The organism is Streptomyces sp. SS1-1 (assembly GCF_008973465.1).
Taxonomy (GTDB): Bacteria; Actinomycetota; Actinomycetes; order Streptomycetales; family Streptomycetaceae; genus Streptomyces.
In genome coordinates this window covers 1,601,236-1,625,475 of the sequence record NZ_WBXN01000004.1, presented here as the reverse complement: position 1 = coordinate 1,625,475, position 24,240 = coordinate 1,601,236, and the positions used below count along the sequence as shown (strand labels likewise).

Sequence of the window (24,240 nt, the reverse complement as noted above, 5' to 3'; positions counted from 1 at the left end):
GGTAAACGCTCTCAGCTCTCGTCCTCCCCCTCGGCCGTGTCCGGTCTCGTGTGGAGGACCTCACGGGCCTGCTCGGCGGCGCGGCTGAGGCTCTCGGCCACGAACCGGAGGAAGCGGCTGACGTTCTCCAGCCGGACGGCCGCCGGGGTGCCCGGACCGAGCACGTCCACGCCCTCACGGGCCAACTCCACCTGCTCCAGCAGCGACCGTGCGCTGGCGACCATCGACTGGTACCAGAGGTCGTCGTCGATGACGTACCGCTCGCGCCGGCGGTCGTCGCGTTCCCGGCGCACCAGGGACTGGCTCTCCAGGAACGCGATGGACTTCGAGACGGTCGCCGGGCTGATCCCCAGACGTTCGGCCAGCTCGGCCGCTGTCATGCTGCCGCTGTCGCTGGTGAGGAGGCAGACCATCACCCGGGACATCGACTTGGCCAGGCCCGCTCCCATCATCACGGTCGTGAACCGCTCCTCGTAGTCGGCGACCGCTTCCGCGTCCCGCCCGTACGGCAGCGGTCCGGACGCCGGGCCCGGCGACGAGGCCGACCGGCGCCGGTGCGCCCGGCGCTCCGCCGCCCGCTGGGCGAGGTCCGCGCGGTACCCGGTGGGGCCGCCGTTGCGCATGACCTCACGGGTGATCGTCGACGTCGGCCGGTCGAGACTCCGCGCGATCTCCGCGTACGCCAGCCCGTCCGCCAGCCCCAGGGCGATCCGCTGACGTTCCTGCTGGGTGAGCCTGCCTCCCGGCATCGCGTCCTCCTCCTTCGTGCGTGCAGGACGTCAGCGTAGCTTTCGAGGTCCACTCATTGCAACGGGAGTCACGTGTCGCGTTGCATTGCAGTCAGGGTCGTTGCAACGAAATTGGCGTGCTGAGCTGTGATTACTGCGTTTCAGTGCAACAAGCGTGTTGCCCAGCTAGTGAATGCAACGTAGCGTTTCTGGTGTTGGAAAACACCGTGCCGCACTTCGAGGAGAACACCGTGCACACCTTCGCAGCCCCCGCCCCGATCGCCCTCGTCCTCGACGTCCCGGCCGGACGGCTCCAGCTCATCGCCGGGGACCGCGACGACGTCACCGTCGAGGTCCGGCCCGCCGACGCGGCCCGCGGCCGGGACGTCCAGGCCGCCGAGCGGATCGACGTCCGCTGCGCCGACGGCGTCCTCGACGTCACCGCCGCCCCGCTGACCGGTGCCCGCGCCCTGCGCGACCCCGGCGCCGTCGAGGTGACCGTCCGGCTCCCCGCCGGTTCCCGCGTCGACGCCAGGGCGGCCCTCGCCGAACTCCGCGGCGTCGGGCGCCTCGGCGACCTCTCCTTCGAGGGCGCCCAGGCCACCGTCGAGGTCGACGAGGCCGACAGCGCCCGTCTCAGCCTCAAGGCCGGCGACATCACCGTCGGCCGGCTGCGCGGCGCCGCCGACATCAGCACGCAGAAGGGCGACATCGACGTCACCGAGGCCGTCGGCGGCCAGGTCACCCTGCGCACCGGGCACGGGGCCGTCACCGTCGGCGCAGCCCGCGACGTCTCCGCCGCGCTCGACGCCGGCACCGCCTACGGGCGCATCCACAACAGCCTGCGGAACACCGAGGGCGCCGGCGCCGCCCTGCAGATCCACGCCACCACCGGCTACGGCGACATCACCGCCCGCAGCCTGTGACACCCGCACCCGGACCACACAGGGGGAACCCGCCCATGACCGACGCGGCCATCACCGCGCACGACCTGCGCAAGTCGTACGGCGACACGACCGTCCTCGACGGCATCGACCTGACCGTCCCCCAGGGAACGATCTTCTCCCTGCTGGGACCCAACGGCGCAGGGAAGACCACCGTCGTCAAGATCCTTTCCACCCTCATCCAGCCCGGCCCCGGCAGCGGCCCGATCCGGGTCGGCGGGCACGACCTCGCCGCCGACCCCCAGGCCGTACGCGCCGCCATCGGCGTCACCGGCCAGTTCTCCGCCGTCGACGGCCTGATCACCGGCGAGGAGAACATGCTCCTCATGGCCGACCTGCACCACCTCCCCAGGCGGGAGGGCCGGCGGGCCGCCGCCGCACTGCTGGAGCGCTTCGACCTCACCGAGGCCGCCCGGAAGCCCGCGTCCACCTACTCCGGCGGCATGAAACGGCGCCTGGACATCGCCATGACGCTGGTCGGCGACCCGAGCATCATCTTCCTCGACGAGCCGACCACCGGCCTCGACCCGCGCTCCCGGCACTCCATGTGGCAGATCATCCGTGAGCTCGTCGCCGGCGGCGTCACCGTCTTCCTCACCACCCAGTACCTGGAGGAGGCCGACGAACTCGCCGACCGCATCGCCGTGCTGAACGACGGCACGATCGCCGCCGAGGGGACCGCCGAGGAGCTGAAGCGGCTGGTCCCCGGCGGCCACGTCAGGCTCCGCTTCACCGACCCGGCCGCCTACCGGGGCGCCTCCACCGCGCTGGGCGAGGTCCACCGGGACGACGACGCCCTCGCGCTGCGGATCCCGAACGGCGGCAGCCAGCGCGAACTGCTCGCGCTCCTCGGCCGGCTCGACTCCCTCGGCATCGAGGCCGACGAGCTGACCGTGCACACCCCCGACCTCGACGACGTCTTCTTCGCCCTGACCGGCGACGCCGTCATCCCCGCCCCGGCCAAGGAGACCGCCCGATGAGCACCCTGTCCCTCGCCGTACGCGACTCCTCGACCATGCTGCGCCGCAACCTGCTGCACGCCCGGCGCTACCCGTCCCTCACACTGAACCTGCTGCTCACGCCGGTCATGCTGTTGCTGCTCTTCGTCTACGTCTTCGGCGACACCATGAGCGCCGGCATCGGCGGCGGCGCCGCGGACCGCTCCGCGTACATCGCGTACATCGTCCCCGGCATCCTGCTCATGACCATCGGCAGCACCACGGTCGGCACGGCGGTCTCCGTCTCCAACGACATGACCGAGGGGATCATCGCCCGCTTCCGCACCATGGCGATCCACCGCGGCTCCGTGATCGTCGGGCATGTCGTCGGCAGTGTGATCCAGTCCGTGGCCAGCGTGGTCGTCGTCGGCGCGGTGGGCGTGGCCATCGGCTTCCGCTCCACCGACGCCACCCCGCTGGAGTGGCTCGCCGCGTTGGGGCTGCTCGTGCTCTTCGCCACCGCGCTCACCTGGATCGCGGTCGGCATGGGCCTGGTCAGCCCGAACGCCGAGGCGGCGGGCAACAACGCGCTGCCGCTCATCCTGCTGCCCCTGCTGTCCAGCGCGTTCGTGCCCCTCGACGCGATGCCGGGCTGGTTCCGGCCGGTCGCCGAGTACCAGCCGTTCACCCCGGCCATCGAGACCCTGCGGGGGCTGCTCCTCGGCACCGGCATCGGCCACCAGGGCTGGCTGGCCCTGGCCTGGTGCCTGGGGCTCGCGGTCCTCGGGCACCGCTGGTCGGCGGCCCGGTTCGACGCCGAGCCGAAGTGACCCTGGCGGGAACCCGTCGGAAGCTGTCGATCACCCCTCTGGGACCGGCCGCGACCCGGTCCTAGCGTGGTGGCCCGTCCCACCGGCCCACGGGAAAAGGCACTCAACCATGCAGTACGTCGCGCCGATCGGCGTCGGTCTCGTCTACGTCCTCGTGATGTCCCTCATCCGGGAGCCGCACCGGCGCCGCTTCAACGCCGTCATGGTGGCCGGCGCGGGCGCCGCCTACCTGAGCGGCGGCGGGCTGGACGGCTGGGAGTTCGCGTTCACGGCGGTGGCCACCTGGGTCGCGTACCGGGGACTGGACTCCTGGACCTTCGTGGGCGTCGCCTGGCTGCTCCACACCGCGTGGGACGCCGTCCACCACCTCAAGGGCAACCCGATCATCCCCTTCGCCCACACCTCCTCGCTGGGCTGCGCGATCTGCGACCCGGTGATCGCCCTGTGGTGCTTCGCGGGCGGCAGGACCCCGCGCGAGCTCTGGCAGGGGGTGCGGGGCAAGGGCGACCCGGCGCGGGCGGCCGCCCTCACCGCGCGCTGACCCCGCCGGGCGGGCACCGATGAGTTCCGCCCCCGCCGCCGGTCCACCCTTCACACGATCGCACTGTGAGGAGCGGGCTCATGACGGACACCACTCTCGACCTCGGACCGCAGACGCGTGCCGTCGCCCGTCTCGCCCTGGCCGTCCGGGACGACCAGCTCGCGGCGCCGACGCCCTGCCCGGACCTCGCCGTCCGTCATCTGCTGGGCCACCTGCTCGGCCTGTCCGTCGCCTTCCGTGACGCCGGCCGCAAGGACCTGGGCGCCACGACCGACACCAGCCCGGACGCCGCCGTACCGGACATCGGACCCGGCTGGCGCGAGGAACTGCCCCAGGTCCTCGACGAGCTCGCCGAGGTGTGGCGGGCCCCCGGCCCCTGGACGGGGACGACCCGCGCGGGAGGCATCGACATGCCCGGCGCCGTCGCCGGCGCGGTCGCCGCGGACGAACTCGTCATCCACGGCTGGGACCTGGCCCGCGCCACCGGGCAGCCGTACGACCCCGACCCCGCGGCCGTGCGGGCCTCCTACGAGTTCCTGTGGGCCGCCGCCGACGAGAACGGCCCGGGCGGGAACGGCATCTTCGGTCCCGTCGTCCCGGTCCCGGCCCAAGCGCCCCTGCTGGACCGCGCGGTGGGCCTGAGCGGACGGAACCCCGGCTGGAACCCGGCCCGGTAGAGGACCTGGCCCTGGACCCTGGAACGAGCGAACGCCCCGCCGGTCGTCACCGGCGGGGCGTTCGGCGCTGCCGGCCGAGGGGGGCTCAGGCCGGCAGGTCCCGGGGCGTGCGGTGCTCGCTCCGTGAAGTCAGATGAAGGGAACCGGCGTTCGGTTGCCTCGACGGCCGCGGACGCGCGGTGAGGTCTTCCGCCGATGCCCTTCCGTAACACGGCGAAAACCTGAAACCCCCGCGGCAGGGGAACAATCCAGCCAGCATCCGCACAGTGATCCTTCGGGCGACGAGGAGTGACGCCATGGCAGAAGCGCAGAAGGTGGACGACCGGGCGAGAGCACCCGAACCGGGCGGGAGCGGCCTCGACCGGTTCTTCCGGATATCCGAGCGGGGCTCCACACTGCCCCGGGAGATACGCGGCGGCTTCGCCACCTTCTTCACGATGGCCTACATCCTTGTCCTGAACCCCATCATCCTGGGCAGCGCCAAGGACAAGTTCGGCCACCAGCTCGACCCCGTCCAGCTCACCACCGCCACCGCGCTGGTCGCCGCGGTCATGACCATCATCATGGGCGTCGCCGGCAACCTGCCCCTCGCGCTCGCCGCCGGTCTCGGCCTCAACGCCGTCGTCGCCTTCCAGATCGCGCCCCTCATGTCGTGGGACGACGCGATGGGGCTGATCGTCCTGGAGGGCCTGCTGATCTGCGCCCTCGTCGTCACCGGGCTGCGCGAGGCCGTCATGCACGCCATCCCGCAGCCGCTGAAGCAGGCGATCAGCGTCGGCATCGGCCTGTTCATCGCGTTCATCGGCTTCGTCGACGCCGGCTTCGTCAGCCGTATCCCGGACGCCGCGAACACCACCGTGCCCGTCCAGCTCGGCGGCACCGGCACCCTCGGCGGCTGGCCGATCCTGGTGTTCTGCCTCGGCGTCCTGCTGACGATCGCCCTGCTCGCCCGCAAGGTGAAGGGCGCCATCCTGATCAGCATCGTCACCATGACGGTCGTCGCGATGATCATCGACTCGCTGGCCGACATCAAGAGCTGGGGCCTGACCACGCCCGCGTGGCCCGACAAGGTCGTGGACACCCCCGACTTCGGCCTCCTCGGGCACTTCAGCCTGTTCGGCGCCTTCGGGGAGACCACCGCCATCACCGTGGTCCTGCTGATCTTCACGCTGATCCTGTCGGACTTCTTCGACACCATGGGCACGGTCGTCGGCGTCAGCGCGGAGGCCGGTCTCCTCGACGAGGAGGGCAGGGTGCCGAACCTCGGGCGGGTGCTGCTCATCGACGGTGCCGCGGCGGCCGCGGGCGGCGCGGCCTCGGCCTCCTCCGCCACCTCCTACATCGAGTCGGCGGCCGGCGTCGGTGAGGGCGCCCGCACGGGCTTCGCCAACCTGGTCACCGGCGGCCTGTTCGCGCTCGCGCTGCTGTTCACCCCGCTGCTGACCATCGTCCCGCTCCAGGCCGCCGCCCCCGCCCTGGTCGCCGTCGGCTTCCTGATGATGACGCAGGTCAAGAACATGGAGTGGGACAGGTACGAGATCGCGATCCCGGCGTTCCTGACGATCGCCGTCATGCCCTTCACGTACTCGATCACCAACGGCATCGGCGCGGGCTTCGTCGCCTACGTCCTGATCAAGATCGTGCTCGGCCGGGCCAAGGAGATCCACTGGCTGCTGTGGGGCACCTCGGCGCTGTTCCTGGTGTACTTCGCCATCGACCCGATCGAGCAGATCCTCGGCGTCAGGTGAGGCCAGTGGCGATCTTCTAGCGCAGGGCCGCCTCCATCACCTTCCGGGCCACGGGGGCGGCCAGGCCGTTGCCGCTGACCTCGGAGCGGGCGGCGTCCGACTGCTCCACCAGCACCGCGACGGCGACCTCCTTGCCGTCGGCCTTCGCGTACGACGTGAACCAGGCGTACGGCGTCTTGCTGTTCCGCTCGCCGTGCTGGGCGGTGCCCGTCTTGCCGCCGACGGTCGCGCCCGGGATGCGCGCGTTGGTGCCGGTGCCCTCCTCGACGACCGTGCGCATCGCCGACTGGAGCTGTTCGGCGGTGCGGGAGCTGACGATCTCCTCGCTGTCCGCGGTGTCGTCGTAGTCCTCCAGGACGTCGCCGCCGCCGTCGGTGATCTGCGCGACCATGTGCGGCGAGACCAGCTTGCCGCCGTTGGCGATGGCCGCCGACACCATCGCCATCTGCAGCGGTGTCGCGGTGACGTCGAACTGCCCGATGCCGGACAGCGCGGTCTGCGCCTCGTCCATGTCCGCCGGGTACACGCTCTCGTACGCCCGCACCGGCACGTCCTGCTTCGGGTCGTTGAAGCCGAACTTCTCGGCCATCGCGCGGACCTTGTCCTGGCCCAGGTCGACGGCGACGCTCGCGAAGACGTTGTTGCACGAGTACCGCAGGGCGACGCGGAGGGAGGCGTCCTCGCAGGGCGCCGACGGGTTCTCGTTGGTCAGCTTGCTGTTCGACTGCGCCAGCGGATACGGGTCAGGGCTGTCCGTCGGCTCGTCCACCGACCCGTACAGGCCGTCCTCCAGCGCGGCGGCCGCGACGACCAGCTTGAACGTCGAGCCGGGCGGCAGCGGCTGGCGCAGCGCCCGGTTCGTCATCGGCTTGTCGGGGTCGCCGGTCAGCTGCTTCCAGGCGTCCGCGTCACCGGTGGTGATCTTCGACGGGTCGTACGACGGGGTGGAGGCGACCGCCAGGATGCGGCCCGAGGACGGGTCGATCGCGACGGCGGCGCCCTTCTTGTCGCCGAGCGCCTCGTAGGCGGCCTTCTGCACGGCGGGGTCGATCGTGGTGACGACGTTGCCCGGGTCGGAGCGCTTGTTGGTCACCGTGTCCAGTACGCCCTTGAGGCGGTGGTCGGTGCCGTCGAGCAGGTCCCGGTAGACGCCCTCCAGCTGGGTGGCCCCGAACGCCTGCGAGCTGTAGCCGGTCACGGCCGAGTACAGCGAGCCGTCCCGGTACGTCCGCTTGTACGCCAGGTCGCCGCCCGTCGTCCGGGCCGAGCCGGTGACCGGCTCACCGCCCACGATGATGTCGCCGAGCGGCGCGCTGTACAGCGCGATCGTGTTCCGCCGGTTGTCCTTGTCGTCCGCGAGGGCCCGTCCGTCGTAGAACTGCACCCAGGTCGCCCTGACCAGCAGGGCGAGCACCAGGAGCAGCGTGAAGACGGAGGCCCGCCTGATCGTCTTGTTCATCCCACCCACAGAGACGAACGGATCGGGGGCGATCGTTCCATGCGTCCCGATTTCTCATCGGACGTTCATGGAGTGCGCCGGGCCGGCCGGGCCGTCAGTCCTCCACGTGCAGGACGAGCTCGTCGATCTCCGCGCCCCGCGCGTGGGCGAAGCAGCGGGCCTTCGCCGTCACCCGGAACCCGCACTTGAGCAGCACCCGCAGCGAGCCCTCGTTGTCGGCGGCCGTGCGCGCGTACAGCGGGCGCTCGGGCACCTCCTCCAGCAGCCGGCGCAGGGCCGCCGTGGCGATGCCCCGGCCCCAGTACGCGCGGTCCACCCAGTACATGACCTCCCGCTCACCGGGCTCCCCGTACACGGTGGCGCTCCCCACGACGTCCCCGTCGGCGAGGATCGTGCGCGGCACGTCGGAGGAGGTCAGCACCCGCTGCCAGTGGGCGTCGAAGGCGGCCCGGTCGGAGGGGTCCGCGGGGGTGAAGGCCGCCATGCGCAGGGCCTCCGGGTCGTTCAGCTGGCGGTAGAAGACCGGCAGGTCGCTGGCGTGGACCGGGCGCAGTTCGACGTCCATGACGTCAGAGCCTACGGGTGGCCAGGGTCAGCCGGTCGCGAGCGTCGAACAGCGCGTCCTTCACCATCTGCTCGTGCGCGGGCGTCAGCCGCGCCACCGGGACCGAGCAGCTGATCGCGTCCCTGGCCGGGGTCCGGTAGGGGATGGCGACGCCGAAGCAGCGCAGCCCCAGCGTGTTCTCCTCGCGGTCGACGGCGAAGCCCTGCTCGCGGACCTGGTGCAGCTCCTCGATGAGCTTCTCCCGGTCGGTGATGGTGTGCTCCGTCAGCGCGGGCAGCGTCTCCGGGAGCATCTTGCGGACCTGCTCGTCGGAGTACGTGCTCAGCAGCGCCTTGCCGAGGGAGGTCGAGTGCGCGGGCAGCCGGCGGCCGACCCGGGTGAAGGGCCGCAGGTAGTGCTGGGACTGGCGGGTGGCCAGGTAGACCACGTTGGTGCCGTCGAGGCGGGCCAGGTGGATCGTCTCGGTGGTGTCGTCGGAGAGCCGGTCCAGCGTGGGGCGGGCCGCCGCGACCACCTCGTCGCCGTCGATGTAGGAGGTGCCGACCAGCAGAGCCCGGACGCCGATGCCGTACCGGGTGCCCGTCGCGTCGGTCTCCACCCAGCCCAGCTCGACCAGGGTGCGCAGCAACATGTAGAGGCTCGACTTGGGGTAGCCGACGGCCTCCTGGACCGCCGCGAGGGAGTGCATCCCGGGGCGCCCGGCGAAATACTCCAGCAGTTCGACCGTCCGTACCGCGGACTTGACCTGCGCCCCGCCGCCCGTCTCGCCAGCCGCCATCGCCCTTGACCCCTTTGTTCGACGAGGATCTGCGGATATGGTCTCCGCAGAATGTTCATCACCAGAGACAGCGTTCAGTATATCGAACGAGCCCTGAGGATGATCCTGCAGATTCCGACGTGCGGCAAGGCAATACAGGTGGAGGGACCCGCGGTGGCAGCAGCACCAGTCTGGAGTGTCGACCCCCGAACCGGGAAGCAGCGTGAACAGGTTGCGGTGGAGGCCACAGCCCAGGAGGTGGACGCCGCGGTCCGCGCCGCGCACGACGCCCGCGCCTCCCTCGCCGACCGCGCCGTCCGCGCCGCCTTCCTGCGCACCGCCGCCGACCGGCTCCAGGCCGCCGGGGACCGGCTCGTCGAGGCCGCCGACGCCGAGACCGCGCTCGGCCCGGTCCGGCTCACCGGCGAACTCGCCCGCACCTGCTACCAGCTGAGGGCCTTCGCGGACATCGTCGACGAGGGCGCCTTCCTCGACGTCGTCATCAACCACCCCGACGACACGGCGACCCCGCCCATCCCCGACCTGCGCCGCTACAAGGTGCCGCTCGGCGTCGTCGCCGTCTACTCGGCGTCCAACTTCCCCTTCGCCTTCTCCGTCGCCGGCGGCGACACCGCGAGCGCCCTCGCCGCGGGCTGCCCGGTCGTCGTCAAGGCCCACCCCGACCACCCGGCGCTCTCCGAGCTGGTCGCCCACGTGCTGCGCAACGCCGCGGCCGAGCACGGCGTCCCGGCCGGCGTCGTCGGCCTGGTGCACGGCTTCGAGGCCGGACTCGAACTCGTCCGGCACCCGCTGGTCGCCGCGGCCGGCTTCACCGGCTCGGTGCGCGGCGGACGCGCCCTGTTCGACGCGGCGGCCGCCCGCCCCGTCCCGATCCCCTTCCACGGCGAACTGGGCTCGCTGAACCCGGTGCTCGTCACCGAGGCGGCCGCCGCCGAGCGCGGCGAGGCCATCGGCACCGGGCTGGCGGGCTCGATGACGCTGGGCGTCGGGCAGTTCTGCGTGAAGCCTGGCCTCGTCCTCGTGCCCTCCGGCGCGGCCGGCGACGGCCTGGTGAAGTCGCTGACCGACGCCGTCAGCAACTCCGAGGCCGGCGTCCTGCTGGACCACCGGATGCGCGACAACTTCCTCGCCGGCGTGGCCGAGCGCACGGGGCTGCCCGAGGTGGACTCGCCGGTGACGCCGGGCGCGGGCGGCGAGCACACCGTCAGCGCCGGGTTCCTCACGGTCGCCGCGAGCGCGCTGGCCGAGGAGGGCGCCCACGACGTGCTCCTGGAGGAGTGCTTCGGGCCGGTGACGGTGGTCGTCCGCTACGACGACGAGGCCGAGGCCACCGGGGTGCTGTCCCGGCTGCCGGGCAACCTGACGGCCACCGTGCACCTGTCCGCCGAGGAGGCCGCGGGCGAGGGGCGCGGGGCCGGCATCCTCGCGGAGCTGACACCGCTGGCCGGACGCGTCCTCGTCAACGGATGGCCGACGGGTGTCGCCGTCGCGCCGGCCCAGCACCACGGCGGGCCGTACCCGGCGACCACCTCGACCTCCACCTCCGTCGGCGGCACGGCCATCGAGCGCTGGCTGCGGCCCGTCGCGTACCAGGGCGCGCCCGAGGCGCTGCTGCCCCCCGAGCTGCGGGACGACAACCCGCTCGGGCTGCCCCGCCGGTTCAACGGCGCGCTGGAGGTCTGACGGAGCCGGGGCGGACGGACCGCCCCGGCACCTGGAAGAATCCCGTCATGGACCTGGAGATACCCGAACTGCCCTTCCCGCTGCGCACCTACGGCCCGGACGGGCACTGGGCCTACGAGGACGGCATCCTCTCCGGATGGGCCGGCCCGCGGCAGGACCGCTTCGTGCCGCCCACCGGGGAGGCCCTGGACGCCGCGTCCGACGCGCCGCGGCTGCTGGGCGAGCCCGAGGGCGACTTCCAGCTGATCGCCCGGGTCACCGTGGGGTTCGCCGGCGCCTTCGACGCCGGGGTGCTCTACGTCCACGTCGGCGACCGGGCCTGGGCCAAGCTGTGCCTGGAGAACTCCCCGGACGTCCCCACCGTCTGCACGGTCGTCACCCGCGGCCACTCCGACGACGCCAACTCCTTCACCGTGGAGGGCAGTTCGGTGTGGCTGCGGGTGAGCCGCACCGGCCGCGCCTTCGCCTTCCACGCCTCCCGAGACGGCGAACGATGGACCTTCGTCCGCCTCTTCACGCTCGGCGACGAGAAGGAGACCGGCGCCGCCCTGGTCGGGTTCATGACCCAGTCGCCGCTGGGGGAGGGCTGCGTGGTGACGTACGACCACCTCGCCTTCCGGCCCGAGTGGCCCAAGGACCTGCGCGACGGGAGCTGACCGGCGCGGCGCCGGCCGTACGGAACCGGGAGGCGCGCCGGCCACGTCCCACCCGGCATGATCCATGACCGACTCCCGGTGGGCCGCGTGATCCGCCCCGCCCTCCCCGCGGAACTGCCCGACCTCGTCGCCCTGCACGCCCGTGCCCGCGCGACCTACTACCCGGACGGGCTCCCGCAGGACGGCACCGACTGGACCGCGGCCTGGCGCACCGCCGTCGAACGGCCCGACGGACGGGTGCTGTGCGTCGTCGAGCGGGGCAGCCTCATCGGCCTGGCCTCGTTCCGCACCCCCGAGGGAGCCCCCGCCGACCTGGTCAAGCTGTACCAGTTCCACGTCGACCCCGGGCACTGGCGCCGGGGCGTCGGCACCGCCCTGCACCGGGCCTGCGTCGAGGAGTGGACGGCCGACCGCCGCGGCGCGGCCGTCCTCGACGTGCACGTGGACAACCGGCGCGCCCAGGACTTCTACGCCCGCCAGGGCTGGCGGCCCGACCCGGACAACCCGCCCGCCGACGGCGACCACCACCTGAACCTGCGCCTCACCGTCCCCGCCGCCTGACACACGAGGCGGGGGAATGAAACCGGCTGCTTGAACGTTCACCGACTCGGCGGAGGGAGTCTCCGCACCCGAACGAGCCGGAGAGAGCCTCACACCATGCGCGTCGAGATCTGGAGCGACATCGCCTGTCCGTGGTGCTACGTGGGCAAGGCCCGCTTCGAGAAGGCGCTCGCCGCCTTCCCGCACCGCGACCAGGTCGAGGTCGTCCACCGTTCCTTCGAACTGGACCCCGGGCGCGCCAAGGGCGACATCCAACCCGTGATCACCATGCTCACCAGGAAGTACGGCATGAGCGCCGAGCAGGCGCGGGCCGGCGAGGAGAACCTGGGCGCGCAGGCCGCCGCCGAGGGCCTCGCCTACCGCACCGAGGGCCGCGACCACGGCAACACCTTCGACATGCACCGCCTGCTGCACCTCGCCAAGCGGCACGGCCGCCAGGACGAACTGATCCAGATCCTGTACCGGGCGAACTTCGCCGAGGAGCGGTCCGTCTTCGCCGAGGGCGACGACCGTCTCGTGGAACTGGCCGCCGAAGCCGGACTCGACGCCGACGAGGTGCGCCGGGTGCTCGCCGACCCCGACGCCTACGCCGACGACGTACGCGCCGACGAGCGCGAGGCCGCCCAGCTCGGCGCCAACGGCGTCCCCTTCTTCGTGCTCGACCGCGCGTACGGCGTCTCCGGCGCCCAGCCCGCCGAGGTCTTCACCCAGGCGCTCACCCAGGCGTGGGGCGACCGCTCGCCGCTGACGCTCCTCGACACGGGTGACGCCGAGGCATGCGGCCCCGACGGGTGCGCTGTCCCGCAAGGCTGACGAAACACCAGGTCAGCGCCTATACATAAGCGTTGCTTAGATGAACGACGTAAGAAATCGCAATGGACCCGCACGGTCCGCAGGGCTCAGAGTTGGGTCATGGAGACCTTCGAGAGCCTCGTCCGCGCAGAGTTCGCCCCGAAGAACGTCTATCTGAACACCGCCAGCAACGGCCTCCTCCCGGCCCGCACCGTCGCCGCCCTCGACCGGGCCGCGCGGATGCGGGCCGACGGCGTCGCGCTCGGCTCGCTGTACGAGGACGTCGAGGCGGTCCGGGCGTCCTTCGCCCGGCTGGCCGGGGTCCCCGTCGAGCGGGTCGCGCTCGGCGGTTCCGTCGCCGAGTACGGCGCGCTGGTCGCCGCCTCCCTGCCCGAGGGCGCCGAAGTCCTCACGGCCGAGGCCGACTTCGCCTCCCTGGTGAACCCGTTCCACATGCGCGGCGACCTCAAGGTGCGCTCCGTCCCGCTGGAGCGTCTCGCCGAGTCCGTCCGCCCGGACACCGCGCTCGTCGCCGTCAGCTCCGCGCAGTCCGCCGACGGGCGGATCGCCGACCTCGCCGCGGTGCGCCGCGCCGCCCGGGCCCACGGCGCCCGCACCTATGTCGACGCCTCCCAGTCGCTGGGCTGGCTGCCGCTGGACGCCGCCGAGGACGACTTCACCGCCGCCGTCGCCTTCAAGTGGGTCCTCGGCCCGCACGGCGTCGCCTTCTTCGTCGCCCCCGAGGACTTCGGCGGGCTGACGCCGCTGCTCGCCGGCTGGATCGCCGGGGAGGTGCCGTGGGAGAGCTGCTACGGCCCGGTCCAGGAACTCGCCGCTTCCGCGCGGCGGTTCGACATCAGCCCGTCCCTGTTCGGCCTCGCGGGGCTGCGCGCCTCCCTGGACCTGGTCGAGCGGCTGGGCGTGGACGCCATCCAGGCCCACGACCTCGCGCTGGCCGACCGCTTCCGCGCGGGTCTGGCCCGCCTCGGGCACGCCCCGGTGCCCGCGCCGGGTTCCGCCATCGTCTCCGTGCCCGGACTGGGCTCCCGGCAGGGCGACTTGAGCCGTGCGGGCATCGAGGTCTCCGACCGCGCGGGCAACCTGCGCGCCGCCTTCCACCTCTACAACACCGCCGGTGACGTCGACCGGCTGCTGGACGCCCTGTCCGGCTGAGCCCCGCGCACACGGCGACGCGGCCCGCCCCGTACGAGACGTACGGCCGGGCCGCGTCGCCGCGGGCGCGCGAGAGGTCACCTCACCGGGGTGAAGTCCCTCGCGCCGATGAACTCCGGCCGCCGGACCGGGGCCGCGAACGGCTCCACGGCGGCGTTCTCCACGCTGTTGAACACGATGAACACGTTGCTGCGCGGGAACGGCGTGATGTTGTCGCCGGAGCCGTGCATGCAGTTGCAGTCGAACCAGGTCGCCGAACCGGCCTTGCCCGTGAAGAGCCTGATGCCGTACTCGGACGCCATCTTGGTCAGCGCCTCGTCGGACGGCGTGCCCGCGTCCTGCATCTGGAGCGACTTCTTGTAGTTGTCCTTCGGCGTCTCTCCCGCACACCCGAGGAAGGTCTTGTGGGAGCCGGGCATGATCATGAGCCCGCCGTTGGTGTCGTAGTTCTCCGTCAGCGCGATCGAGACCGAGATGGTGCGCATGTTCGGCAGGCCGTCCTCGGCGTGCCAGGTCTCGAAGTCGGAGTGCCAGTAGAAGCCGCTGGCCCCGAAGCCGGGCTTGACGTTGATCCGCGACTGGTGGACGTAGACGTCCGAGCCGAGGATCTGCCGGGCCCGGCCCACGACCCGCTCGTCGCTCACGAGCTTCGCGAACACCTCGCTGATCTTGTGGACCTCGAAGACCGACCGGATCTCCTTGGACTTCGGCTCCACGATGGAGCGCTCGTCCGCGCGGATGTCCGGGTCGTTCACCAGGCGCTCCAGCTCGCGCTGGTAGACGGCGACCTCGTCCGGGCCGATCAGCTGGTCGATGGCCAGGAAGCCGTCGCGGTCCAGGGCCTGCAGATCAGCGGCGGCGACCGGGCCGGGCGTGTCCGGGGAGCCCCAGACGACGGGGTCCTGCCGCGGGGTGGCCACCTCGGTGGCACCGCGGGTCGGGTAGAGATCGGTGACGTGCGTGGTCGTGGTCACGGTGACTCACACCTCCTCGGTGAGCAGCGGGTAGACGCCGTTCTCGTCGTGGTCCTCCCGTCCGGTGACGGGCGGGTTGAACACGCAGATGCAGTGGAAGTCCTCCTTGACCTTGAGCGTGTGCCGCTCGTGGCCGTTGAGGAGGTACATGGTGCCGGGGGTGATGTGGTACTTCTCCCCGGTCTCGCGGTCGGTCAGCTCGGCATCGCCCTTGGTGCAGACCACGGCCTCGATGTGGTTGGCGTACCACATGTCGGTCGTCGTGCCCGCGTACAGGATCGTCTCGTGCACGGAGAAGCCGACCCCCTCCTTGGCGAGGACGATGCGCTTGCTCTCCCAGGTGCCGGACGCCGATTTCACGTGGCGGTCGGTGCCTTCGATCTCCTTGAACGAACGGACGATCACGGTGTTGCGATGCCTCCTAGGTGGTGGTGTTCCCTGCCGGGTGCCGGTCAGGCGGTCTCGCGGACGGCGCGGGCGAGGATGCTCAGGCCCTCGTCCAGCTCGTCCGGGGTGATGGTCAGAGCGGGCAGCAGCTTCACGACCTCGCTCTCGGGGCCGGACGTCTCGATGAGCAGCCCGAGCTCGAAGGCGCGGCGGGCGACCCGGCCGGCGCGCTCCTTGTCGTGGAACTCCATGCCCCACACCAGGCCGCGGCCCCGGTACTCCTTGACCTCGGGCAGGTTCTCCTCGCAGATCGCGATCAAACCCTGCTCGACCTGCTCGCCGCGGGCGCGGGTCTGCTTCTCCATCGCCGAGCCGTCGGCCCAGTACGACTCCAGCGCCGCCGTCGCCGTGACGAAGGCGGGGTTGTTGCCGCGGAACGTGCCGTTGTGCTCGCCCGGCTCCCAGATGTCCAGCTCGGGCTTGAACAGGCACAGCGACATGGGCAGGCCGTAGCCGCTGATGGACTTGGACACGGTGACGATGTCCGGGGTGATGCCCGCCTCCTCGAACGAGAAGAAGGCACCGGTACGGCCGCAGCCCATCTGGATGTCGTCGACGATGAGCAGCATGTCCTGGCGCTCGCACAGGTCGGCGAGCGCGCGCAGCCACTCGGGGCGGGCCACGTTGATGCCGCCCTCGCCCTGCACGGTCTCCACGATCACGGCCGCGGGCTTGTTCAGGCCGGACCCCTGGTCCTCCAGGAGCCGCTCGAACCAGAGGAAGTCCTCGACCGTGCCGTCGAAGTAGTTGTCGAACGGCATGGGCGTGCCGTGGACCAGCGGGACGCCGGCGCCGGCCCGCTTGAAGGCGTTGCCGGTGACGGCCAGCGAGCCCAGCGACATGCCGTGGAAGGCGTTGGTGAAGGACACGATGGCCTCGCGGCCCTTGACCTTGCGGGCCAGCTTCAGCGCGGACTCGACGGCGTTGGTGCCCGTCGGGCCGGGGAACATGACCTTGTACGGCAGGTCGCGGGGCCGCAGCACCAGGTCCTGGAAGGTCTGCAGGAAGGCCCGCTTGGCGCTGGTGGACATGTCGAGCCCGTGCGTGACGCCGTCACGCTCCAGGTAGTCGATCAGCGCTCGTTTCAGGACCGGGTTGTTGTGCCCGTAGTTCAGGGATCCGGCACCGGCGAAGAAGTCCAGATACTCGTGGCCGTCCTCGTCGTACATGCGGCTGCCGCGCGCACGGTCGAAGACAGTGGGCCAGCCGCGGCAGTAGCTGCGCACCTCGGACTCGACGGTCTCGAAGACGCTGAGGTCGGGCTGGGTGATGGTCACGACGAATCGCTCCTCGTGGGGGTGGGGGAGGGTTCAGAGGGAGAGGGGACCGATGCGGTACAGCACTTCGGGATCGTGCGGTCCGTCCGGGAACAGTCCCGCCGGGAACAGCACCTCGCGCTCCAGCGCGGCGCCGTGGCGCTCGGCGAAGGAGGCGAACAGGCGCTCGGAGGCCGTGTTGCCCGGGGTGATGGTGGTCTCGACGCTCGTGACGCCGTGCTCGCGGTGGACGCGTGCGGCGAGCTGGTCCAGCAGGGACGCGGCGAGTCCGCGTCCGCGGTACGCGCCGTCCACGGCCACCTGCCAGACGAGCAGCGTGTGCGGACGCTCCGGCCGCACGTATCCGGTGACGAAGCCGACCGGTTCGCCGCGCTCGTCACGCGCGACGGCGGATGTGCCGGCGAAGTCCCGGCACCACAGCAGATAGCTGTACGACGAGTTCAGGTCGAGCGCCTCGGAGTCGCGGGCGATGCGCCACAGCGCGGCGCCGTCGGCTGTCGCCGGACGGTCGATTTGCAGGTCTGCTTGTGCGGCAGTCATGCAAATTGAATTTACCGAGAGAAATTGAAAAATGCATGGCCGGAAGGGCTTACGGATGCCGTCGGCCTGTGTTATCACGCGGGCGTGAACAGAGCCGCTCAGGCGCAGCGAATCGCCCGGTTTGCTAGGTTAATACCGGACAAAACTCCTGTGATGTGGAACGCGTCACAGCCGTGTAACTTGCGCGAGATGTGGCCGGAATAACGCATTCCGGGGTTCACGGAATCTCCGCGTTTAAGGTCCGGGAAAGCGGGCAGAAGCCTAAGGAAAGCTGACCCGATAAAGAATCTAAGAAATCCCTTTGAATTCAGGCTGCAATGGTGTCGTCGACGGCTCGCAGAGCCGCCTCCACATCCACCGTCAGCCCCTTCTCCGCCAGCGCCGCCCCCAGCGCCGCCAGGCTGCCGCGGACCGCGCCGGCCGTGGCGTCCTTGCCGTAGTGGTTGACCCGGATCATCTCCTTGGCCAGCGCCCCGCCCCCGGCCGCCAGCGGCAGCGCGGCGTCGGACGCCAGCGCGCGCGCCACGATCTCGGACGCCTCGACCCCGGCCGGCGTCCGCAACGTCGTCGCCACCGGAGCGGCGTCCCGCGCGTCGTGCACATACGGCTCCAGACCGCCGCCCAGCGCCACGGCCCCCGCCCGCGTGGCCAGCGCCGCCCCGCGGTGCCGCGCCATCACGACCTCCGGACCCTCCGCCTCGATCCGCTCCACGCACGCCTCCAGCGCCAGCATCTCCAGCTGCGCGGGCGCGTGCGGCAGCGCCCGGCGGCCGCCCTCGATCCAGCGCTCCCGCCAGTCCAGCAGCGACAGGTAGGACCGGCGCGGCGCCCCCGGGTTCGCCGCCATGCGGGCCCACGCCCGCTCGCTCACCGACACCGCCGACACCCCGGCCGGACCGCCCATCGCCTTCTGCGCCCCGATCACGCACAGGTCCACGCCCCACGCGTCCGGCAGCACCGGCTCGGCCCCGATCGACGCCACCGCGTCCAGGTAGAACAGCGCCCCGTGCTCCCGCACCACCTCGCCGATCTCCGCGACCGGGTTGGTGTTGCCGGTGGCCGCCTCCGCGTGCACCAGGGACACGAAGTCGATCTCCGGGTGCTCCGCGAACGCCTCCCGGATCTGCTCGGCCGTGACCGCCGTGTGGAACGGCACCGCCAGATCGATCACCCGGGCGCCGCAGTCCCGCAGCCAGTCCCCGAAGGTCTGCCCGTACGGGCCGGTGATCACGTTCAGCGCGGTCGTGCCGGGCCCGGCCGTCCCCCGGATCGCCCCTTCCAGCGGCAGCAGCGCCTCACCCTGCATGATCACGACGTCCTGCGCGGTCCCGAGCAGCCGCGCCACCCGGTCCTCGATCGCGGCGAAACGGGCGGCGCTCAGCGGGGCCAGATCCAGGAAGGGGTGGGTCACGGCGGAACTCTCTTCGCTCTCGGCGCTCCGGCTCTTCACTCCGAAGCCGACCCCATGAGCGTAATCCCGTCCCGTACGGGCACATCTACACCCTGGGCCCCAGGCGGGCCCAGCCGTGCCCACTCCCCACTTCTCAGGTCGAACGGCCCTTGGACCATCGGTTTGGTTTGAGGACCTCAAACCTCTCCTTATAATCGGAACTCTCAGTTCCCCCACAGGAGGCTCCCCCGTGAAGACGACCTTCGGGCGCCGGACCCGCGTTCTGGCCGCCACCACCGCGACGGCCGGGCTGGTGCTCGTGGCCGGCTGCTCCTCCGACGACGGCGGCAGCGGCACCAAGACCGCGGCCGGCGGTGTCGAGCTCGTCAAGGCGGGCCAGCTGACCACGTGCACCCATCTGCCGTACCCGCCCTTCCAGTCCGAGATCGACGGCAAGGTCCAGGGCTTCGACGTCTCCCTCATCGACCTGGTCGCGGACGACCTCGGCGTGAAGCAGGCGATCCTCGACACGCCCTTCGAGAACTTCAAGACCGGCGCCTTCCTCAACTCCGGCGAGTGCGACCTCGCCGCCGCCGGCATGACGATCACCGCCGAGCGCAAGAAGAACGTCGACTTCTCGGACCCGTACTTCGAGGCCACCCAGGCCGTCCTCGTCGACAAGAAGAGCGGCATCTCCTCCTTCGCTGACCTCAAGGGCAAGAAGGTCGGCGCCCAGGCCCAGACCACCGGCGAGGACTACGCCAAGAGCAAGGGCCTCGACCCGGTCTCCTTCGAGTCCTCCGACGCCGTCATCAACGGCCTGCGCACCGGCCAGGTCCAGGCCGTCGTCATCGACTACCCGGTCGTCCAGGGCTGGCTGAAGGACAAGGCCAACGCCGACGCCTTCGAGGTCGCCGAGCAGATCAACACCGGCGAGCAGTACGGCTTCACGGTGAAGAAGGGCAACACCAAGCTCCTCGCCGCCATCAACAAGGCGCTCGCCGAGGCCAAGGCGGACGGCACCTACAAGAAGCTGTACGAGAAGTGGATCGGCCCGTACGACGAGTCCGCCGCCTCTCCGTCGCCCGCCGCCTGACCCCGATGAGCGGCACAGACGTACCCCTCCAGCCGAAGAAGAAGGGCCTGACCCGGCGGCAGAAGCGCAGCCTGTCGCGCGGTGTCCAGTACGTCGTCTTCGTCGCGGCCGTGATCGCCTTCGCGGTCGCGGCCGACTGGGACCGGCTGAAGAACCAGTTCGCGCAGGGCTCGATCGCCCGGGAGATGTTCCCGGAGGTCATCACCCTGGCGCTGAAGAACACCGTGCTCTACACCGTGTCCGGCTTCGTCGTCGGACTCGTCCTCGGCATGGTGATCGCGCTGATGCGGCTGTCGTCCGTGGGGCCCTACCGCTGGCTCGCCGGCATCTACATCGAGATCTTCCGCGGCCTGCCCGCCCTGCTGATCTTCATCTTCATCGGCGTCGCCGTACCCCTGGCCTTCCCCGGCACGGAGATCCCCGGCGGCACCTACGGCAAGGTCGCCCTCGCGCTCGGCCTGGTCGCCGCCGCCTACATGGCGGAGACCATCAGGGCCGGCATCCAGGCCGTCCCCAAGGGCCAGATGGAGGCCGCGCGCTCGCTCGGCTTCTCGCCCGCCCGCGCGATGATCTCCATCATCGTCCCGCAGGCGTTCCGGATCATCCTGCCGCCGCTCACCAACGAACTCGTCCTGCTGTTCAAGGACTCCTCGCTGGTGCTGTTCCTCGGGGTGACCCTGGAGGAGCGGGAGCTGTCCAAGTTCGGCCGCGACCTCGCCAGCCAGACCGCCAACTCCACACCGATCCTGGTCGCGGGCCTGTGCTACCTGCTGATCACGATCCCGCTCGGCTTCGTCGTCCGCCGTATGGAGGCCAAGGCCCAGGAGGCCGTCAAGTGAGTACCACGGCAGAGATCCAGGTCCGGGACCTGCACAAGTCCTTCGGCGACAACGAGGTGCTGCGCGGCATCGACCTGGAGATCCGGCAGGGCGAGGTCGTGTGCGTCATCGGCCCGTCCGGCTCGGGCAAGTCGACGCTGCTGCGCTGTGTGAACCTGCTGGAGGAGCCCACCAAGGGGCAGGTCTTCGTCGGCGGCGCCGAGGTCACCGACCCGGACGTCGACATCGACGCCGTACGCCGCCGGATCGGCATGGTCTTCCAGCAGTTCAACCTGTTCCCGCACCTCACGGTGACCGAGAACCTGACCCTGCCGCAGCGCCGGGTGCTGCGCCGGGGCAAGGAGGCCGCCGCGAAGGTCGCCGCCGAGAACCTGGCCCGGGTCGGCCTCGCCGAGAAGGCCGGCGCCTACCCGGCCTCCCTCTCCGGCGGCCAGCAGCAGCGCGTCGCCATCGCCCGCGCCCTCGCCATGGGGCCGCAGGTCATGCTCTTCGACGAGCCGACGTCCGCGCTGGACCCGGAACTCGTCGGCGATGTGCTCGCCGTCATGCGCATGCTCGCGAACGAGGGCATGACGATGATGGTCGTCACCCACGAGATGACGTTCGCGCGCGAGGTCGCCGACCGGGTCGTGTTCATGGACGGCGGCGTGATCGTCGAGGACGGCACCCCCGACCAGGTCATCGGCAACCCCCGGCACGAACGCACCCGGCACTTCCTCTCCCGCCTCCTCGACCCGGCGATGGCCGACGTCGAGGAAGGCGTCCAGGACCAGGTGGGCAAGACCGACTAGGCCGCGCCCGGCGCCGGGCGGGGCCTTGCGGACACGGCCCGGCCGCTCACTAAGGTGCAGGGCATGAGCGAACGCGCGGTGCTGCACGTGAGGGGCCGGGTCCTCGCCGGCCCGGACGACGTCCGGGACGAGCTGTGGGTCGTCGGCGGACGGATCACCTACGACCGCCCCGCCGGGGCCCGCGACGTGCGCGCCGTCGAGGGCTGGGCCCTGCCCGGCCTGGTCGACGCGCACTGCCACGTGGGACTCGGCCCGCACGGCCCCGTCGACGCGGGCACCGCCGAGAAGCAGGCCCTCACCGACCGCGACACCGGCACCCTGCTGCTGCGGGACGCCGGCTCGCCCTCCGACACCCGCTGGGTGGACGACCGCGAGGACCTGCCGAAGATCATCCGGGCCGGCCGGCACATCGCCCGCACCCGCCGCTACATCCGCGGCTTCGCGCACGAGATCGAACCCGAGGACCTCGTCGCCTACGTCGCCCAGGAGGCCCGGCGCGGCGACGGCTGGGTCAAGCTCGTCGGCGACTGGATCGACCGCGACCTCGGGGACCTGGCGCCCACCTGGCCGCGCGAGGCCGTCGAGGCGGGCATCGCCGAGGCCCACCGGCTCGGCGCCCGGGTCACCGCGCACTGCTTCGCCGAGGACTCCCTCCAGGACCTCGTGGAGGCCGGCATCGACTGCGTCGAGCACGCCACCGGCCTCACCGGCGACCTGATCCCGCTGTTCGCCGAGCGCGGGGTGGCGATCGTGCCGACCCTCGTGAACATCGCGACCTTCCCGAAGCTGGCCGACGGCGGCGAGGCCAAGTTCCCCCGCTGGTCGGCCCATATGCGCCGGCTCCACGAGCGGCGGTACGACACCGTCCGCGACGCCCACGACGCCGGCATCCCCGTCTTCGTCGGCACGGACGCGGGCGGCACCCTGCCGCACGGACTGGTCGCCGCCGAGGTCGCCGAACTGGTCACCGCCGGCCTCTCCGCCGTCGACGCCCTCGCCGCGACGACCTGGGCGGCCCGCGCCTGGCTCGGCCGCCCCGGCCTGGACGAGGGCGCCGCGGCCGACCTCGTCGTCTACGAGACGGACCCGCGCGCCGACGTCCGGGTCCTCGCGGCGCCCCGCCGCATCGTCCTGAACGGCCGCGTCGTCGGCTGACCGCTCAGCCGGACGCCGCCTCGGCGAAGACCTCCCGTGCGACGCCGTAGCCCTCGAAGGCGCGCGCGGCACCGGCGTACGCCTCGATGTGGATGAACGCCTCGACGATCTCCTCCGGGGTGACCCCGCTGTTGAGCGCGATGCGCAGCTGTCCGCGCAGCGGTTCCAGGGTGCCCAGGGTCGCGGCGATCGTCACCGACACCAGCGCCCGCGTGCGCGTGTCGAGGACCCCGGTGCGCGGCCACGCGTCGCCGAAGGTGTGGACGGTGGCGAGGCGCTTGAAATCCGCCGCGTTGGCGGGCTCGCCCTCGCCGGGATCGAGGAAGCGCTCCAGAGGCATGCCGAGCAGCCGCTCGGCCGTGCCCAGCGCGGCGGAGTAGTCCCGTTCCTGGTCGGACATCTGCGCTTCCCTTGCTTCCGGTGAGCTGGTCGACGCAGCGTAACGACGGGAACGGCCGCTGGTGACGCGTACCGCGCCGCCGACGCCCCGTTTTCACGCGGGCGCTCGCCCGGATGAGGGTACGGAGGTGACTTCGGGGAACACCCGTGCCGCGGGATTCGAAAAGGTTCACGGGAAAGTCACGTTGGAGTGAAGTGGCGGCGGAACGCTGACTGTTCACCCGAGGTGCGCGATTCTTGCCGAGTCCCGAGCACGTTTCTTCTGGGGGTCCCCACCTTGAACGGCAAGAACTTCCGCATGCCCGCACGCCGGTTCGCCACCCTGGCGACGGCCACCGCGCTCGCCGCCGGACCAGCGGTCCTCGGCGCGGCGGGCCCGGCCCAGGCGACCGGTGACGAGGGCAGCGCGAGCGCCGTCGTCCTGCGCACCGGGCTCGACGTCTCCCTGCTCAACAAGACCGTGAACGTCCCGCTCGCGGTCTCCCTCAACGAGGTGCAGGCACCGCGCAGCGCCGAGAAGACGGCGCTGACGGCCCAACTCGACGGTGTCGAGGGCGGCAAGCCCTTCAGCGTCGTGAAGGCCGACGTCGCCAAGGCCAGCGCCACGGTCGAGGACGGCAGGGCCGAGGGCAGCACCGAACTCGCCCACGCCAAGGTCCATGTCCCGGGCCTGCCGCTGCTGTCGCTCATCGAGGTCGGCCAGGTCACGTCCAAGGCGACCTGTGTGGCGGGGGAGAAGCCCACCGCCACGTCCAACCTGCTGGGGGACATCACCGTCCTCGGCAAGAAGGTGAAGCTCACGGCCGGCGGCACCACGCACGTCGAGGTACCGGGGGTGGGCGAGGTCCGCATCGACTACTCCAAGACCGAGCAGACCTCGCGGACGGCCGCCGCCACCGCGCTGGAGCTCAAGGTCTCCGTCAACCCGCTGAAGCTCAACGTGGCCGAGGTCGAGGGCACCCTCACCCTGGCGAAGGCCACCTGCGAGACCCCGGCCGCGATCGAGGAGGAGGCGGCCCCGGGCGCCGAGCCGGCCGGCGAGATCGAGCCCCAGGGCGAGAAGTCCGACGAGAACCTCGCCGAGACCGGCGGCAACTCCATGACGCCGTACATCGCGGGCGGCGCGCTCGCCCTGCTCCTCGCGGGCGGGGGCGCCGTGGCCCTGGCGAAGCGCGGCCGCGGCTGACGCCACCCACCGGAACCGGCCCCCGGGCACCGCCACTGCAGGCGCCCGGGGGCCGTCCTGTGCCACGCCGGCC

Annotated in this window: 26 protein-coding genes; 16 read left to right on the top strand and 10 right to left on the bottom strand. The window is 71.5% G+C overall.

Annotated features, from left to right (window positions below; translation table 11 throughout):
• Positions 1–11: 11 nt before the first annotated feature.
• A complete protein-coding gene (locus tag F8R89_RS08600) occupies positions 12–749 on the bottom strand; it encodes a helix-turn-helix domain-containing protein (protein ID WP_151783408.1) in 738 nt (245 codons plus the stop codon).
• 230 nt (positions 750–979) lie between these two features.
• Here F8R89_RS08600 and F8R89_RS08595 point away from each other — a divergent pair, with 230 nt between their 5' ends.
• The 6 genes from F8R89_RS08595 (at position 980) to F8R89_RS08570 (ending at position 6,406) form a co-directional block, all read left to right on the top strand.
• The gene (locus F8R89_RS08595; RefSeq protein WP_151788038.1) at positions 980–1,654 is read left to right on the top strand and encodes a DUF4097 family beta strand repeat-containing protein; all 675 of its coding nucleotides are present in this window, start codon (positions 980–982) and stop codon (positions 1,652–1,654) included.
• 35 nt (positions 1,655–1,689) lie between these two features.
• The gene (locus F8R89_RS08590) at positions 1,690–2,652 is read left to right on the top strand and encodes an ATP-binding cassette domain-containing protein (protein WP_151783407.1); all 963 of its coding nucleotides are present in this window, start codon (positions 1,690–1,692) and stop codon (positions 2,650–2,652) included.
• Positions 2,649–3,440, top strand: a complete 792-nt coding sequence (locus F8R89_RS08585) for an ABC transporter permease (protein WP_151783406.1) — start codon at positions 2,649–2,651, stop codon at positions 3,438–3,440. The genes F8R89_RS08590 and F8R89_RS08585 overlap by 4 nt, the downstream gene beginning before the upstream one ends.
• Before the next feature lie 109 nt (positions 3,441–3,549).
• The gene (locus tag F8R89_RS08580) at positions 3,550–3,981 is read left to right on the top strand and encodes a DUF6010 family protein (RefSeq protein WP_151783405.1); all 432 of its coding nucleotides are present in this window, start codon (positions 3,550–3,552) and stop codon (positions 3,979–3,981) included.
• 80 nt (positions 3,982–4,061) lie between these two features.
• On the top strand, positions 4,062–4,658 hold the full coding sequence (locus tag F8R89_RS08575) for a TIGR03086 family metal-binding protein (RefSeq protein ID WP_151783404.1): 597 nt from the start codon (positions 4,062–4,064) through the stop codon (positions 4,656–4,658).
• A 296-nt stretch (positions 4,659–4,954) separates the two neighbouring features.
• Positions 4,955–6,406, top strand: coding sequence for an NCS2 family permease (locus F8R89_RS08570; protein ID WP_151783403.1), 1,452 nt, complete (start codon positions 4,955–4,957; stop codon positions 6,404–6,406).
• A gap of 16 nt (positions 6,407–6,422) precedes the next feature.
• Here the strand turns inward: F8R89_RS08570 and F8R89_RS08565 are convergent, their stop codons facing one another.
• The 3 genes from F8R89_RS08565 to F8R89_RS08555 form a co-directional block, all read right to left on the bottom strand.
• Positions 6,423–7,865: a peptidoglycan D,D-transpeptidase FtsI family protein gene (locus F8R89_RS08565; protein WP_151783402.1), complete on the bottom strand. Its 1,443-nt coding sequence runs from the start codon at positions 7,863–7,865 to the stop codon at positions 6,423–6,425.
• Between the two features lie 94 nt (positions 7,866–7,959).
• Entirely contained in the window at positions 7,960–8,430 is a 471-nt protein-coding gene (locus tag F8R89_RS08560; RefSeq protein WP_151783401.1) for a GNAT family N-acetyltransferase, read from the bottom strand.
• Positions 8,431–8,434: 4 nt separating this feature from the next.
• Complete coding sequence (locus tag F8R89_RS08555; protein ID WP_151783400.1) at positions 8,435–9,208, bottom strand: IclR family transcriptional regulator; 774 nt, start codon at positions 9,206–9,208, stop codon at positions 8,435–8,437.
• Positions 9,209–9,361: 153 nt separating this feature from the next.
• Here F8R89_RS08555 and F8R89_RS08550 point away from each other — a divergent pair, with 153 nt between their 5' ends.
• The 5 genes from F8R89_RS08550 to F8R89_RS08530 all read left to right on the top strand — a co-directional run bounded on the left by F8R89_RS08550 (position 9,362) and on the right by F8R89_RS08530 (position 14,073).
• Positions 9,362–10,891, top strand: coding sequence for an aldehyde dehydrogenase (NADP(+)) (locus F8R89_RS08550; protein WP_151783399.1), 1,530 nt, complete (start codon positions 9,362–9,364; stop codon positions 10,889–10,891).
• A 47-nt stretch (positions 10,892–10,938) separates the two neighbouring features.
• Entirely contained in the window at positions 10,939–11,547 is a 609-nt protein-coding gene (locus tag F8R89_RS08545) for a DUF1349 domain-containing protein (protein ID WP_151783398.1), read from the top strand.
• A 57-nt stretch (positions 11,548–11,604) separates the two neighbouring features.
• The gene (locus F8R89_RS08540; RefSeq protein WP_192806074.1) at positions 11,605–12,108 is read left to right on the top strand and encodes a GNAT family N-acetyltransferase; all 504 of its coding nucleotides are present in this window, start codon (positions 11,605–11,607) and stop codon (positions 12,106–12,108) included.
• A 96-nt stretch (positions 12,109–12,204) separates the two neighbouring features.
• Complete coding sequence (locus F8R89_RS08535) at positions 12,205–12,921, top strand: DsbA family oxidoreductase (protein WP_151783397.1); 717 nt, start codon at positions 12,205–12,207, stop codon at positions 12,919–12,921.
• A gap of 99 nt (positions 12,922–13,020) precedes the next feature.
• The gene (locus tag F8R89_RS08530) at positions 13,021–14,073 is read left to right on the top strand and encodes an aminotransferase class V-fold PLP-dependent enzyme (RefSeq protein WP_151783396.1); all 1,053 of its coding nucleotides are present in this window, start codon (positions 13,021–13,023) and stop codon (positions 14,071–14,073) included.
• 77 nt (positions 14,074–14,150) lie between these two features.
• Here F8R89_RS08530 and thpD read toward each other — a convergent pair whose 3' ends face one another.
• The 5 genes from thpD to F8R89_RS08505 all read right to left on the bottom strand — a co-directional run bounded on the left by thpD (position 14,151) and on the right by F8R89_RS08505 (position 18,722).
• The gene (thpD, locus tag F8R89_RS08525; protein WP_151783395.1) at positions 14,151–15,047 is read right to left on the bottom strand and encodes an ectoine hydroxylase; all 897 of its coding nucleotides are present in this window, start codon (positions 15,045–15,047) and stop codon (positions 14,151–14,153) included.
• 6 nt (positions 15,048–15,053) lie between these two features.
• On the bottom strand, positions 15,054–15,452 hold the full coding sequence (locus F8R89_RS08520) for an ectoine synthase (RefSeq protein ID WP_151783394.1): 399 nt from the start codon (positions 15,450–15,452) through the stop codon (positions 15,054–15,056).
• A 47-nt stretch (positions 15,453–15,499) separates the two neighbouring features.
• Positions 15,500–16,771 carry a diaminobutyrate--2-oxoglutarate transaminase gene (gene ectB / locus F8R89_RS08515; RefSeq protein ID WP_151783393.1) on the bottom strand — a complete coding sequence of 424 codons (1,272 nt, stop codon included), beginning with the start codon at positions 16,769–16,771 and terminating at the stop codon, positions 15,500–15,502.
• A gap of 33 nt (positions 16,772–16,804) precedes the next feature.
• Positions 16,805–17,311: a diaminobutyrate acetyltransferase gene (gene ectA, locus F8R89_RS08510; protein ID WP_151783392.1), complete on the bottom strand. Its 507-nt coding sequence runs from the start codon at positions 17,309–17,311 to the stop codon at positions 16,805–16,807.
• 307 nt (positions 17,312–17,618) lie between these two features.
• Positions 17,619–18,722, bottom strand: coding sequence for a pyridoxal-phosphate-dependent aminotransferase family protein (locus tag F8R89_RS08505; RefSeq protein ID WP_151783391.1), 1,104 nt, complete (start codon positions 18,720–18,722; stop codon positions 17,619–17,621).
• 229 nt (positions 18,723–18,951) lie between these two features.
• On the opposite strand from F8R89_RS08505, the gene F8R89_RS08500 reads away from it, so the two are divergent.
• The 4 genes from F8R89_RS08500 (at position 18,952) to F8R89_RS08485 (ending at position 22,582) form a co-directional block, all read left to right on the top strand.
• Positions 18,952–19,797: a basic amino acid ABC transporter substrate-binding protein gene (locus tag F8R89_RS08500; protein WP_151783390.1), complete on the top strand. Its 846-nt coding sequence runs from the start codon at positions 18,952–18,954 to the stop codon at positions 19,795–19,797.
• Positions 19,798–19,802: 5 nt separating this feature from the next.
• Positions 19,803–20,636 carry an amino acid ABC transporter permease gene (locus F8R89_RS08495; RefSeq protein WP_151783389.1) on the top strand — a complete coding sequence of 278 codons (834 nt, stop codon included), beginning with the start codon at positions 19,803–19,805 and terminating at the stop codon, positions 20,634–20,636.
• Positions 20,633–21,427: an amino acid ABC transporter ATP-binding protein gene (locus F8R89_RS08490; RefSeq protein WP_151783388.1), complete on the top strand. Its 795-nt coding sequence runs from the start codon at positions 20,633–20,635 to the stop codon at positions 21,425–21,427. The genes F8R89_RS08495 and F8R89_RS08490 overlap by 4 nt, the downstream gene beginning before the upstream one ends.
• A 63-nt stretch (positions 21,428–21,490) precedes the next feature.
• On the top strand, positions 21,491–22,582 hold the full coding sequence (locus tag F8R89_RS08485) for an amidohydrolase family protein (RefSeq protein WP_151783387.1): 1,092 nt from the start codon (positions 21,491–21,493) through the stop codon (positions 22,580–22,582).
• A 4-nt stretch (positions 22,583–22,586) separates the two neighbouring features.
• Here the strand turns inward: F8R89_RS08485 and F8R89_RS08480 are convergent, their stop codons facing one another.
• Entirely contained in the window at positions 22,587–22,982 is a 396-nt protein-coding gene (locus tag F8R89_RS08480) for a carboxymuconolactone decarboxylase family protein (RefSeq protein ID WP_151783386.1), read from the bottom strand.
• 276 nt (positions 22,983–23,258) lie between these two features.
• On the opposite strand from F8R89_RS08480, the gene F8R89_RS08475 reads away from it, so the two are divergent.
• Positions 23,259–24,167: an SCO1860 family LAETG-anchored protein gene (locus F8R89_RS08475; protein ID WP_151783385.1), complete on the top strand. Its 909-nt coding sequence runs from the start codon at positions 23,259–23,261 to the stop codon at positions 24,165–24,167.
• Positions 24,168–24,240: the final 73 nt, after the last annotated feature.

Bases quoted from the DNA above. Each gene is read 5' to 3' on its own strand.
- F8R89_RS08570 (WP_151783403.1), top strand. From the start codon at position 4,955: ATGGCAGAAGCGCAGAAGGTGGACGACCGGGCGAGAGCACCCGAACCG.
- ectA (WP_151783392.1), bottom strand. From the start codon at position 17,311: ATGACTGCCGCACAAGCAGACCTGCAAATCGACCGTCCGGCGACAGCC.
- F8R89_RS08540 (WP_192806074.1), top strand. From the start codon at position 11,605: ATGATCCATGACCGACTCCCGGTGGGCCGCGTGATCCGCCCCGCCCTC.
- F8R89_RS08555 (WP_151783400.1), bottom strand. From the start codon at position 9,208: ATGGCGGCTGGCGAGACGGGCGGCGGGGCGCAGGTCAAGTCCGCGGTA.
- F8R89_RS08535 (WP_151783397.1), top strand. From the start codon at position 12,205: ATGCGCGTCGAGATCTGGAGCGACATCGCCTGTCCGTGGTGCTACGTG.
- F8R89_RS08480 (WP_151783386.1), bottom strand. From the start codon at position 22,982: ATGTCCGACCAGGAACGGGACTACTCCGCCGCGCTGGGCACGGCCGAG.
- F8R89_RS08575 (WP_151783404.1), top strand. From the start codon at position 4,062: ATGACGGACACCACTCTCGACCTCGGACCGCAGACGCGTGCCGTCGCC.
- F8R89_RS08585 (WP_151783406.1), top strand. From the start codon at position 2,649: ATGAGCACCCTGTCCCTCGCCGTACGCGACTCCTCGACCATGCTGCGC.
- F8R89_RS08545 (WP_151783398.1), top strand. From the start codon at position 10,939: ATGGACCTGGAGATACCCGAACTGCCCTTCCCGCTGCGCACCTACGGC.
- F8R89_RS08590 (WP_151783407.1), top strand. From the start codon at position 1,690: ATGACCGACGCGGCCATCACCGCGCACGACCTGCGCAAGTCGTACGGC.
- F8R89_RS08495 (WP_151783389.1), top strand. From the start codon at position 19,803: ATGAGCGGCACAGACGTACCCCTCCAGCCGAAGAAGAAGGGCCTGACC.
- F8R89_RS08560 (WP_151783401.1), bottom strand. From the start codon at position 8,430: ATGGACGTCGAACTGCGCCCGGTCCACGCCAGCGACCTGCCGGTCTTC.
- F8R89_RS08530 (WP_151783396.1), top strand. From the start codon at position 13,021: ATGGAGACCTTCGAGAGCCTCGTCCGCGCAGAGTTCGCCCCGAAGAAC.
- F8R89_RS08485 (WP_151783387.1), top strand. From the start codon at position 21,491: ATGAGCGAACGCGCGGTGCTGCACGTGAGGGGCCGGGTCCTCGCCGGC.
- F8R89_RS08600 (WP_151783408.1), bottom strand. From the start codon at position 749: ATGCCGGGAGGCAGGCTCACCCAGCAGGAACGTCAGCGGATCGCCCTG.
- F8R89_RS08580 (WP_151783405.1), top strand. From the start codon at position 3,550: ATGCAGTACGTCGCGCCGATCGGCGTCGGTCTCGTCTACGTCCTCGTG.
- F8R89_RS08565 (WP_151783402.1), bottom strand. From the start codon at position 7,865: ATGAACAAGACGATCAGGCGGGCCTCCGTCTTCACGCTGCTCCTGGTG.